Here is an 11445-nt window from a genome sequence, read left to right as displayed (position 1 = left end):
ACAGAGGAAACTGCAACGCCAAAGCGCGAGGCGACCGCACGGCAGGTCTCTCCCTCGCCAACTGCCGCTACTGCACGCTCACGAAGATCATTTGAAAGCGCTCGCGTCATCAGATGCTGGCCTCCAAATCCAGCCAGCACCTTGAATCACAATCAAGCCTCGATGGGAATCCTACGATTCTCTAAAAGAAGGAAACGCTCTAGCCGTCCGTGACACCCAGCCCGCCGAACACTATGAAATCATCCACTATGATTTGCCGGATCGCGTGGTTCCGGGGGACGGACCGCGACCTCAAGTCAGCGTCAATGGTTTCCAGATGTGGGTGGAAATGATGTCCCGCAATTCGGTGCGCACCGCACGGAAAAGCGGGCGGAAATTCGAGGACATCGGTCGCTGCGAGGAGGTCGCGAGGATCAGCTGTCTGGTGATTGGCGGGTCGAATGGCCAGACCTCGAGGCGGCCAGCCTCGACAAGCAGATGGACCGAAGCATAGGGCAGGACCGTATAGCCGGTGCCCTCCTCGACCAGAAGCAAGGTCGAAGGCATTGCCTCCAGTTCCATCTCGACACGCGGATAGATGCCGTGCTCAGCCAGTGTGTTGTCGATGAGCCGCCGCAACCCGTGCGGACGGCTGGGCAGGATCATCGGCAGCTCGGCGAGGATGTCGAGGCCGACCGGCCCGCGCGGCAGCACGCGCTCGGACAAGACCGGTCCGATCAGAAACAGCTCGTCGTCGGCCAGCGGCTCCGTCAGCACGGAAGGATGGTTCGGCGAATTGTAGAGCACGGCGGCATCGATACGACCGGCGATCAGCCATTCCAGTATATGGCCGCTGAAGCCTTCGATAACCTGCAGCGCGACATTGGGAAACTCGTTCTTGATCTTCTTGACCAGCGGCACTGTGAGCACGGTGCCGACCGAAGGCGGCACGGCCAGCACCAACCTTCCCTTCGGCGAGGATTTGAGGTTCAAGACGGCGTTCTGCGCCAGCCGGATCCGCTCGACGATCTCGTCGGCATGAGCCTTCAGGAGCACGCCTGCCTCGGTCAGCACGACACCGCGGCCGTTGCGATAGAACAGCTCGACGCCGAGCTCTTCCTCAAGCCCGCGAATATGGCGCGTGACCATCGGCTGGGTAACATTGAGGTCGAGCGCGGCCTTCGAGAAGCTGCCGGCCGCGCCGACGGCGATGAATACCTGTAGCTGCTTCGTGTCCAACTCTCACCCCAACGGTGGTGTCCATGTCACAAGCCGAACGGGTATTTCTGGCCTCGGACATTCAGGAACACGGCATAGACCGACGTCGTCGCCGTGATGAACAGCCGATTGTTGCGCGGCCCACCAAAGGCCAGGTTCGCAACCATTTCCGGCACCATTATCTTCCCGATGAGCTCACCTTCGGGGGTATGGCACTGGACGCCATCCCATGCACTGATCCAAAGATTGCCCATAACATCAACGCGAAAGCCATCCGGAATGCCAGGCGAGATGTCGGCGAAGATGCGGGAATTTACCAACTTGTCGCCGTCGACGTCAAACTGCCTGACATGATGCGGGGCGCTGCGGTCGGTGAGGAAGCCGGAGTCCGAAATATAGAGGCACTTCTCGTCGGGCGAGAAGGCAAGCCCGTTCGGCATGGAGAAATCATCGGCAACGACGGTGATCGCCCCCGATAGAGGATCGATCCGGTAGACGTGGCAGCCAGTCTGCTCCTGCAGGCCCTTGCGCCCGACATAGTCCGAAATGATCCCGTAATTGGGGTCGGTGAACCAGATGCTGCCGTCGGATTTCACGACCACATCGTTTGGCGAGTTCAAAGGCTTGCCGCCGAACGAATCGGCCAGCACGGTGATCGCGCCATCCCATTCCGTCCGAACGACGCGGCGCTCCCCCTGCATGCAGGTAACCAGCCTTCCCACGCGATCGCGCGTGTTGCCGTTCGGGTTGGAGACATGGCTGCGGAACAGCGAAACCGCCCCCGTATCCTGGTCCCATCGCAACATGCGGTCGTTGGGAATATCGCTCCAGATCAGGGAGCGAAGGTCGGCGAAATAGACCGGTCCCTCCGCCCAGCGATTGCCCGTGTGGATGGTTTCAAGGAATGCGACTGGGTCGATCAGATCCCCGAACCGCGCATCGATCGTCTCGTAACAGGACATCGGCCGCCCCCTCGCCTATCGACGCTGGATCGGGACGGTGTGAGTCTCGGTGCCGCCGGCGGACGCCGCCTTGGGGCCAAGTGGCGGCACGGCGTCGAAACGTATGATCAAGCTATCCTCCCGGGCATGTGGTCGATCAGCGCTGGACGAACGGCGCGGGAATGGAATTCCCAGCATCGATCCAGATGCTTTTTTCCTGAAGATATTCGTAGATGGCGGTCTGGCCGTTCTCGCGGCCGATGCCCGACTGCTTGTAGCCGCCGAAAGGCGAGAGATAGCTGGTGGCGCGGTACATGTTGACCCAGACGCTGCCGGCCTCGAGCCGCTCGGGAAGGCGTATCGCCCGGCCGAGGTCCTGCGTCCACATCCCGGCCGCGAGCCCGTAAATGGTGTCGTTGGCGATGGCCACCGCCTCGTCCTCGTCCTCGAAGGGAATGACCGACAGCACCGGTCCGAAGACCTCCTCCTGGGCGATGCGCATCGACTGCTTCACGTTGCCGAAGATCGTCGGCTCGACGAACCAGCCGTCGGCGATGGATGTATCATCAGGTATCTTTCCGCCGAGCAATTGAGCGGCGCCCTCGCCATTGGCGATGCCGATGTAGTCGAGCACTTTCGCGCGCTGCGGCAGGGTGGTGATTGGGCCGACCTGCGTCTCGGGATCGAGCGGATCGCCAATCCTCGCGGTTTTGGCGAAGGCGACGAGCTTTTCCGTGACCTGGTCGTAGACGGAGCGTTGCACGAGCGCACGCGAACCGGCGATGCAGGTCTGGCCGGTCGCGGCGAAGATGCCGGAAACGAGACCGGGAATGGCTGCCTCCATCTTGGCGTCGGCGAAGACGATGTTGGCGGATTTGCCGCCGAGTTCGAGCGTGACCTTCTTGAGCCCACCAGCGGCAGCCTGGTAGACGCGGCGGCCGGTCGCGTCGCCGCCGGTGAAGGCCACCTTGGCCACATCCGGATGGGTGACCAGACGGTCGCCGATCTCGTGGCCAAACCCGGTGACGATATTGACGACGCCCTTGGGAAAGCCGGCTTTCTCGAAAAGCAGGCCGAAGAACAATGCCGACACAGAGGAGAATTCCGACGGCTTCCAGACGATCGTGTTGCCGGCGGCGAGCGCCGGCGCAAGCTTCCATGTCGCCAGCATCAGCGGCGAGTTCCATGGCGTGATCGCGGCCACGACGCCGAGCGGTTCGCGGCGCGTGTAGTTGAACACACCCGGCTTGTCGATCGGGATCACCCGTCCCTCGATCTTGTCCGCGAGCCCGCCAAAGAAGCGGAACCATTGCGGGATGTATTTGCACTGCATCCGCATTTCATTGATCAGCTTGCCGTTGTCGCGGGTTTCGAGAACGGCCAGCGCTTCGGCCTCCTCCGCCACAAGGTCGGCAAAGCGCATCATGATCTGCCCGCGCGCGCTTGCGGTCATCGTTCGCCATTCGCCGCGGAAGGCGGCCCTGGCTGCCTGAACGGCCGCATCCACGTCGGCGACGCCGGCACGCGGAACCAGCGCCCAGGCTTTGCCGGTGAAGGGATCGAAGGATTCGAAAAAATCTCCCGACTGCGCGGCGACCGAACGGCCGTCGATCAGCATGGAGAGCTTTTCCGTGGCGAGCGGCGAACGGTTTATCATGCTGCGACTTCCTGCATGGCTTCACGCGCCACCCGGAAAGCATCGACGCCCGCGGGCACGCCGGCATAGATCGCGACCTGTAGAAGGACTTCGCGGATTTCGTCCTTGGTCACGCCGTTTGTCAGCGCGCCCTTGACGTGCATCTTCAGCTCGTGCGGCCGATTGAGGGTGGCAAGCATGGCGAGGTTAAGCATGCTGCGGGTTTTCTTGTCGAGTGTGTCGCGGCCCCAGACGGCGCCCCAGCAATATTCCGTCACGAGTTCCTGCAGCGGACGATTGAAATCGTCGGCGCTGGCGAAGGATTTCTCGACGAATTCGGCGCCCAGTACCGATTTGCGGATTTCAAAACCCTTGTCGAATACGTCTTTGCTCATTGGATTGTCCTTTCCCGTTGATTGGGAGATCAAAGGCCGGGAGTCGGCCGATATTTGCGGCCGCGCGCGATGACGTGGCCGAGCGAGCCGTCGGTCAGGTAGATCTGCGTCTCCTTCGAATCGTAGGGGACGTTCTCCTGGCCGGGATAGCCTATCAGCTCGCGCACGCGCGGGCTCATATAGTAGGTGGCGATCGCAATGGTGGTGATCGCCGAGAAGGCTTCGCCATCCTCCTTGTTGAGGCTTTCCAGGCAAGCCTCGGCGCCGTTGGCCGGATCGACGGCAACGCCGCGCGCAAAGCCAGGCTTCAGATCGATACGAAAATCCAGCGACGTCTCGACATCGGCATAACCGCAGACATCGCTGAACTTCGGCATCTTGCCATGCGCCGGGATGAGGAAGTCTGCAAGCGCGAAGAAAGTGTCCTGGTTCGACATGTCAGGCCACCTTCTGGTTGCGACGCTCGGCGATCATGCGGCGCGTGTTGCGCAGCGCGACCGCCATGATGGTCGCCGTCGGGTTGGTGGCCCCAGAGGTCGGGAAGGTCGACGCATCCATGATGTAGAGGTTCGGCACGTCGTGACAGGCGCCCCATTGGTCGACGACCGAGCGCTTCGGATCGTCGCCCATGACGGTGGTGCCGATGAGATGCCAACCGGACTCACGCACCGGCGTCGACACCAGAGTCTCGATGGCGCCGGCGGCGCGCACCGATTCCAGGCAGCGGTCGATGTTGAACTTCAGCAGCCGGTTGGAGTTCTCGTTGACCTTGTAGACGATCTGCGGCGCGGGCAGCCCGTCGGAATCCGTCATGTCCTTCGACAGGACCACCTGGTTGCTCTCCTCCGGAAGGTCCTCCCCGACAATGCCCCAGATCAGCGAGTGGCCGAAGCGGCGCGCGACATTTTCATGCAAATTGGCGCCCCAGAAATCCTGGAACCGGCCGCTTTCGGCGACATAGACCTTGGACCCGGTCGCGCCGGATACGCCGACCGGTCCGCCCGACGGCATGCAGTTCCATTTCGAGCCGCGTACGAAGCCGCGGCTTTCGTCGGTCTCGTAGAATTCCAGCGAATAGACCTGCTGGCCGAAGGGACCGCGCCAGGAATCCAGCGGATCCTGGTAGGAGGCGAGTACGCTTGCGAAGGGGTGCATCATCAGCCGCTTGCCGACCATGCCGGAGGAGTTGGCAAGGCCGTCCGGGTTCCCGGCTTTTCCCGACATCAGCAGCAGCCGGGGCGTCCCGACGCCATTGGCGCACAGGATCACCACCTTGGCGCGCTGGCGCCGGTCTCGGCCGTTGGCGTCGACATAGACGACACCGGTCGCCAGCCCCTGGTCGTTGGTCTCGATCTCCTTGACACGGGCGCGGGTGACGAGCCGCGCACCGGCCTTCAGCGCCAGTGGCCAATGCGACCGGTCGGTCGTCGATTTCGCGCCCTCCGGACAGCCCGTCAGGCAGGTTCCGCGACGCACGCAGGGATTGAGGTCGCCGAACTTCTCCGACGGGATGGCGTTGCTGCCGGGCCACCAGTGCCAGCCCATCTTCTCCATGCCCAGCGCGCCGCGCTGACCGACGGAACCCATGGGGAGCGCGGGAAAAGGATAGGCGCCGCGCGGCGGATAGGCGGGATCGCCTGAGAGGCCGGAAACGCCCACTTCGCGCTCGATCTCGAGCTGGTAGGGCAGCAGGTCTTCATAGGTGAACGGCCAGTCCTCGGCCACGCCGTCCATCGAGCGGACGCGGAAGTCGGACGGCAGGAAATGCATCCATTGCGCGCCGTAGAGCGTCGCGCTGCCACCGACGCCGGCAAACATCAGCGGGTTTATGTCCGTCGTCGAGGTGTCGACGGGATAGTCGTTGGGATTGTCGCGGACGTTGGGATTGGGATGCCAGAGCTTGGTGCTGACCAACTCGTGCTCCGGACGGGCACCGGTATAGTCGGCATAATCCGGCCATTCGCCCTGCTCGAGCACGACCACGGAAATGCCGGCGCGTGCCAGATGAAGTGCCGCGACCGAGCCGGATGGACCGGCGCCGACAATCACGACATCGACCTCCTCGTCGCGCCTTGCCCGGGCACTGCGATCCGCCAGAACTTCAACGGTCATTTTCTTCCTCCCTTACGGTCCAATGGCACCATCGTGTCAGACGAGGCGCGTCCGGTAAAACGCCGCCGCGCCGATGATGATGATGCCCTTGATGATGAGCTGCATTTCGATCGGAAATCCGAGCAGCAGCACGAGATTGTTGATCACCATCAGCACGGCCACGCCAAGCAGCGCTGCAAAGATGTTGCCGCGACCGCCGGTCAGCGCGACACCACCCATGACGGCGGCGACGATGGAGTCCAGCTCGTAGCCTTGGCCGACCCAGTTCGAGACGGTGCCGACATAGCCGAGCAGGAACAGCCCGCCTATTCCCGCGCAGACCGAACAGATGACGTAGCACAGGATGATCACGCGATCGGGCGCGACGCCATTGAGGAACGCCGCCTTGGGATTGGTTCCGACCATGAATATTTCGCGGCCGAGGCGCGAGCGATGCAGCACGATGCCGAAAGCGATCGCCAGCACCGCCAGCGTCATCAGGTTGACGGGAACGCCTAGAATGCGGCCGGAGGCGAGAAAACCCATGCCAGGCGGCAAGGTGCTGATCGGCGCACCGCCGGTGTAGGCGAAGCGGATGCCCTGCAGGATGATCATCATCGCCAGCGTCGCCAGGAACGGACTCACGTTGCGCCTGGCCACCAGCCAGCCGTTCAGGAAGCCGACAATGGCCGAGAACACGATCGCCGCCACGAAGATCAGCGGAATGACGTCGTTGGTGGTGGCCTTGAAGGCGGTCGCCAGCACGGCGACCGTGGCCATCAGGGACGCCACGGAGAGGTCCAGCCCACGCACCAGGATCACGAATGTCTGGCCGATCACGACCATGCCGAGCGGTGCCGCGATGGTCAGCACATTGACCAGGTTGGCCGGCCGCAGGAAGGTCGGCGACGCCACCGCGGCGACCGCCATCAGCACCGCCAGGAAGATCACGAGCCCATAGCGTTCGAAGATGGTCGCAAGCGACAGGCCTGGCGAGCGCCGTATCGGAGTATCGAGAGGCGCCATCTTTATCTCCGCCTCGAAGTGTGGATGCCGACCGCGATGATGATGATGAGGCCCTGAACGACCCACTGGAAGTAGGACGAGACGTTCACGAAATTCAGCAGGCTGTTGAGCATGGTGACCAGCAGCACGCCGAGGAACGTGCCAAGCACGCCACCCCTGCCGCCGGCCAATATGGTGCCGCCGACCACGACCGGGGTCACCGATTGAAGTGTCAACGCGGCACCGATGCGCGGGTCGCCAACACCGGTCCGCGCGGTCAGGAAGATCGCCGCAATGCCGGCGCACAGGCCCGACAGCGCGTAGGCAAGCACCACGATGCGGTCGACGGGCAGGCCATTCAGCCTTGCCGCTTCCCGATCACCGCCGACGAAATAGATGCTGCGGCCCGAGCGGGTCCGCTGCAGCCAGAGCCCGGCCAGGGCGAAAATGGCGACCAGGATGATGGCGCTGACCGGAATGCCGGCGACCTTGGCATAGGCAACATCGGCGAAAGCGCGCGGCACCGAACCGCCGGGCTCCTTGCGATACATGAGCGTGGCGCCGAAGATGACAGAGGACATGCCTAGCGTCACGATGAGCGAATGGACGCGCAGCACCACTGTGAGCAGCCCGTTGAGCGCACCCACGGCGGTCGCGGCCACCAGGGCGAGCGGCAGCGCCAGCCAGACCAGGTCCGGCCGCCATTCGAGGAAGTTCGCCAGGAAGACCGTGAGCGCACTCACCAGCGAACCGATCGCCAGATCGATGCCGCCCATCAACACGACGAAGGTCTGGCCAAGGCTGACCATGCCCAGCACGATAAGCTGCTGGAACAGATTGCTGACATTGCGCCACGTGAGGAAGCGATCCGACAGGAGACCGCCGGCGACGGCCAGCACCACCAGCAGCACCACGACAATCAGGTACGACATCACCAGCCGGTTGCGGCGAATATCCATGGCGATGGCGCTCATGCGACCTCCTCCGCTGTCGCCTTTTGACGCTCGATCGATCTGACCGCGAGATCCATGATCGCCTCCTCGCTGAGAGCGTCGCCTTCGACTTCGCCCACGACGCGGCCCTGGGCCATCACGAAGACCCTGTCGGACAGACCAACGATCTCGGGCAGTTCGGAACTGATCATCAGGACGCCGACGCCTGAATTCGCCAGACGCCGGACGATGCGGTAGATCTCGACCTTGGCGCCGATATCGACGCCGCGTGTCGGCTCGTCGAGGATGAGCAGCCGATTGGCGATCCTGGACCAGCGACTGAACAGCACCTTCTGCTGGTTGCCGCCAGACAGATTGCCGACCTTCACATCAGGCGAAGGCGTTGCGACCGAGAAATCCTCGATCTGGCGCTGGGCCAGCGCGCGCTCCCGCGAGCGGTCGATCAGGCCGTATCTGGTGATGCCCTGGAGGTCCGGCGCCATGATGTTGGCGGAAATCGGAAGGCCGAGAAAGAGCCCCTCGTCCTTGCGGTTCTCGGTCAGGAAACCGAGGCCGGCGGCGATGGCATCTTTCGGCACTCTCCCTGGGAACAGCTTGCCGTCGAACTCGATCACCCCGCCTTCGACGGCGCGCGCGCCGAAAATGGCCTCAGCGACTTCCGTGCGCCCCGAGCCGACCATGCCGGCCACGCCGACGATCTCTCCGGCCTTCACACTCAGACTGACGTCGCGAACGCGCGGGCCGGCCCGCAGGTTGCGAACGCTCAGAATGTCGGGACCATCCGCCGGCGCCGCGCGCCGCGCCGGATAGATCTGGCTGAGGCGGCGGCCAACCATCTTGGTGATCATCTCTTCGCGGCTGATCTCGCCCACCGGGCTCGTGCCGACGACCTGACCGTCCTTGAGGATTGTCACGCGGTCGGCGATCTCGAAAATCTCCTCGAGCCGATGCGAGACATAGACGATGCCGACGCCCTCGTTGCGCAGCCTGCGCATGTTCTCGAACAGAAGGTCGACCTCATGGCCGGCAATGACGGCGGTCGGTTCGTCGAGGATGAGCAGCCTGACCTTGCCGACCAGCGCTTTGGCAATCTCGACCATCTGCTGGTCGGCAAGCGGCAGTTCGTCGATCCTGGCATGGGTGGGAATGGCAACCCCGAGCTGCGCGAGGATTTCCGCGGCGCGGGCGTGGCGGGCGCGATTGGAGATGAGCCCGAACCGGCCGCGAGGCTGTGCGTCGACCAGAATGTTCTCGGCCACCGACAGTTCGGGAAAGAGGGCAAGTTCCTGGTGAATGACGTGGATACCGGCGGCTCGCGCCGCCTTTGGCGACTGCCAGGAGGCCCGCTTGCCGAGATAGGTGATGGTGCCGGAATTGGGCTTCACGGCCCCACCCATGACGCGGATAAGGGTCGACTTGCCAGCGCCGTTCTCGCCGAGAAGGGCGTGGATTTCGCCCGGCTGAACGGCAAAATCGACCCTGTCCAGGGGTTTTACGCCGGGATATTCCTTCTCGATCTGGCTGAGTTCGATAATAGGATTGGACATTACCCGACGCTCAAAACAATCGAATCACACCCGGGTGCGCATCCGTGGGACGCGCACCCGGTTGAGCTGGGAGGCTCACTTCGGATAGTCGGGATTGAACGTGCTGGGGTTGTATCCGGCCGGCAGTCCGTTGCTTGGCGACAGGTCGCCCGGGTCGCTCATGCTGACATGGTCGAGCAGATGCCGGTCGCCCTTGACGGACACCGTATCGGCGCCAGGCGACGTCACCACCTGGAAGCTGACCTCGACCTTGTCGGGAACCGAAATGCCCTTGAGCACGTCGAGCGCCGTTTCGATGCCGGTGATGCCCATCGACGTTGGATAATCGATACCGACCATCTTGATGTTGTGCTGACTGGCCAGCTGATACATCCGCGCAACGTCACCACCGGTTATCGGCGGAAACTCGCCATCCTTGTAACCGGCATCAATGAACGCCTCGATCGCACCATAGCCCTGCAAGGCGCTGTCGGACAGCACGCCGTCAATGGCCTTGCCGTGCTTCTGGATCAGAGCCGCCATCACCGATTTGCCGGTTGCCGGATTCCAGTCGCAATACTGCTTCTCCAGCACCTTGATGCCGGGGAACTTGGAGAACACTTCCTCGTTCGCCTTGATACGGATTTCCGCGACGCTGGATCCGGCAATGCCCGGCAGCATGACGATGTTGCCCTTGCCGCCCAGCGTCTCGCACAGCCACTGCGCCTCGAGACGACCCAGCGCCCAATCGGATGCGGTGACGTAGGTGATGTAGTTGGCCGGCGTCTTCACCTTGCGGTCGACCATGACCACCGGAATGCCTTGTTCGGTTGCGCGGCCAACGACGGAGTCGAGCGCGTCCTCGGTAGAGGCGGCAATCAGGAGAATGTCGACGCCCTGGCTGATCAGATCCTGGATGTCGGCGATCTGCTTGGAGGGATCGTCATTGGCGTCGGTGACGAGAAGGTGGGCGATCTCGTCACGATGCTGGCCGGCCGACCAAAGGACGCCATGCTGGAAGGCGACGCGCCAGGCATTGGAAATCGACGCGTTGGAAAAGCCGATCGTATAGGGACCGTCCTTCTTCCACTTCGATGTGTCGACCATGCTGTTGGCATTGGGGTTCCACATCCAGGTGCGTGGCGCGCCATAGTAGCCGGGCTTGGTTTCGGCGGCGGCCGCGGTCGCCGCGGCGGCCGGTGTGGCCTGGGCAAGCTGGAGCCCCGGCACGGCGGCGATCGCGGCGGCCGCGGCCGGCATGCCCCTGATGAAGCTCTTGCGTGATATCTTGTGGTCTAGGATGCTCTTTATTGACATTGGTTCCTCCTCCTGAGCGCTCGACAGAGCGCCTGAAATTCTCCTCAGAAATTCTCCCACTCGGGACAGTATAAACAAAGAACAGATGTTCATATCCCGGGCAGATCGCGCGGATATTTTCCTGCTACCCTCCAATTCAGGAAAACTCGATAAAAGCGATCTGACGCAAATTAGCAGTCGATTACCCACGAACGTCAATCTGCCGTCTCGTAATATCTGTTATTACCCTTTCGCCATTGGGGGTGGCGAAGAATCCGACTTATCTAGCAATCGGTGCCGGGCGCTTGAGGTGCGTTCCGTCGGAGGAGAGGCCGTGAATATTCTTGTTGTCTTGCGCATGATCCCGGATTCCGCGGGCGAGCTGCAACTCGCCGAGGACGGGCG

The 11445-nt window shown here is 62.8% G+C and carries 11 protein-coding genes and 1 pseudogene; 1 reads left to right on the top strand and 11 read right to left on the bottom strand.

Features of this window, described 5'->3' with window-relative positions:
- The 11 genes and pseudogenes from WC739_RS21485 to WC739_RS21435 form a co-directional block, all read right to left on the bottom strand.
- A pseudogene (locus WC739_RS21485) lies at positions 1-110 on the bottom strand (IS630 family transposase); the annotation flags it as partial.
- Between the two features lie 181 nt (positions 111-291).
- Positions 292-1218, bottom strand: coding sequence for a LysR substrate-binding domain-containing protein (locus tag WC739_RS21480; protein WP_372955013.1), 927 nt, complete (start codon positions 1216-1218; stop codon positions 292-294).
- 26 nt (positions 1219-1244) lie between these two features.
- Entirely contained in the window at positions 1245-2159 is a 915-nt protein-coding gene (locus WC739_RS21475) for an SMP-30/gluconolactonase/LRE family protein (protein WP_372955012.1), read from the bottom strand.
- Between the two features lie 136 nt (positions 2160-2295).
- On the bottom strand, positions 2296-3795 hold the full coding sequence (locus WC739_RS21470) for an aldehyde dehydrogenase (RefSeq protein ID WP_372955011.1): 1500 nt from the start codon (positions 3793-3795) through the stop codon (positions 2296-2298).
- Positions 3792-4169, bottom strand: a complete 378-nt coding sequence (locus tag WC739_RS21465; protein ID WP_372955010.1) for a carboxymuconolactone decarboxylase family protein — start codon at positions 4167-4169, stop codon at positions 3792-3794. The genes WC739_RS21470 and WC739_RS21465 overlap by 4 nt, the downstream gene beginning before the upstream one ends.
- A 29-nt stretch (positions 4170-4198) precedes the next feature.
- Positions 4199-4606 carry a hypothetical protein gene (locus tag WC739_RS21460; RefSeq protein ID WP_372955009.1) on the bottom strand — a complete coding sequence of 136 codons (408 nt, stop codon included), beginning with the start codon at positions 4604-4606 and terminating at the stop codon, positions 4199-4201.
- A gap of 1 nt (position 4607) precedes the next feature.
- Positions 4608-6281 carry a GMC family oxidoreductase gene (locus WC739_RS21455; RefSeq protein WP_372955008.1) on the bottom strand — a complete coding sequence of 558 codons (1674 nt, stop codon included), beginning with the start codon at positions 6279-6281 and terminating at the stop codon, positions 4608-4610.
- A gap of 36 nt (positions 6282-6317) precedes the next feature.
- Complete coding sequence (locus tag WC739_RS21450; RefSeq protein WP_372955007.1) at positions 6318-7286, bottom strand: ABC transporter permease; 969 nt, start codon at positions 7284-7286, stop codon at positions 6318-6320.
- A 2-nt stretch (positions 7287-7288) separates the two neighbouring features.
- On the bottom strand, positions 7289-8239 hold the full coding sequence (locus WC739_RS21445) for an ABC transporter permease (protein WP_372955006.1): 951 nt from the start codon (positions 8237-8239) through the stop codon (positions 7289-7291).
- On the bottom strand, positions 8236-9765 hold the full coding sequence (locus WC739_RS21440; RefSeq protein WP_372955005.1) for a sugar ABC transporter ATP-binding protein: 1530 nt from the start codon (positions 9763-9765) through the stop codon (positions 8236-8238). Before WC739_RS21440 ends, WC739_RS21445 begins: the two co-directional genes overlap by 4 nt.
- 75 nt (positions 9766-9840) lie before the next feature.
- A complete protein-coding gene (locus tag WC739_RS21435; RefSeq protein WP_372955004.1) occupies positions 9841-11061 on the bottom strand; it encodes a substrate-binding domain-containing protein in 1221 nt (406 codons plus the stop codon).
- An 85-nt stretch (positions 11062-11146) separates the two neighbouring features.
- Between WC739_RS21435 and WC739_RS21430 the strand changes: the two genes are divergently transcribed.
- The coding region (locus tag WC739_RS21430; protein WP_372955003.1) for a hypothetical protein at positions 11147-11445 on the top strand (299 nt) is incomplete at its 3' end.

Origin of the sequence: Mesorhizobium sp. (genome assembly GCF_041661565.1) — a bacterium.
In the GTDB taxonomy this organism is placed as follows: domain Bacteria; phylum Pseudomonadota; class Alphaproteobacteria; order Rhizobiales; family Rhizobiaceae; genus Mesorhizobium.
This window is presented reverse-complemented; position numbering and strand designations above follow the sequence as displayed.

What these genes read in the sequence shown, in the direction of transcription:
- WC739_RS21475 (WP_372955012.1), bottom strand. Translation starts at nt 2,159, where the DNA reads ATGTCCTGTTACGAGACGATCGATGCGCGGTTCGGGGATCTGATCGAC.
- WC739_RS21470 (WP_372955011.1), bottom strand. Translation starts at nt 3,795, where the DNA reads ATGATAAACCGTTCGCCGCTCGCCACGGAAAAGCTCTCCATGCTGATC.
- WC739_RS21465 (WP_372955010.1), bottom strand. Translation starts at nt 4,169, where the DNA reads ATGAGCAAAGACGTATTCGACAAGGGTTTTGAAATCCGCAAATCGGTA.
- WC739_RS21460 (WP_372955009.1), bottom strand. Translation starts at nt 4,606, where the DNA reads ATGTCGAACCAGGACACTTTCTTCGCGCTTGCAGACTTCCTCATCCCG.
- WC739_RS21455 (WP_372955008.1), bottom strand. Translation starts at nt 6,281, where the DNA reads ATGACCGTTGAAGTTCTGGCGGATCGCAGTGCCCGGGCAAGGCGCGAC.
- WC739_RS21450 (WP_372955007.1), bottom strand. Translation starts at nt 7,286, where the DNA reads ATGGCGCCTCTCGATACTCCGATACGGCGCTCGCCAGGCCTGTCGCTT.
- WC739_RS21445 (WP_372955006.1), bottom strand. Translation starts at nt 8,239, where the DNA reads ATGAGCGCCATCGCCATGGATATTCGCCGCAACCGGCTGGTGATGTCG.
- WC739_RS21440 (WP_372955005.1), bottom strand. Translation starts at nt 9,765, where the DNA reads ATGTCCAATCCTATTATCGAACTCAGCCAGATCGAGAAGGAATATCCC.
- WC739_RS21435 (WP_372955004.1), bottom strand. Translation starts at nt 11,061, where the DNA reads ATGTCAATAAAGAGCATCCTAGACCACAAGATATCACGCAAGAGCTTC.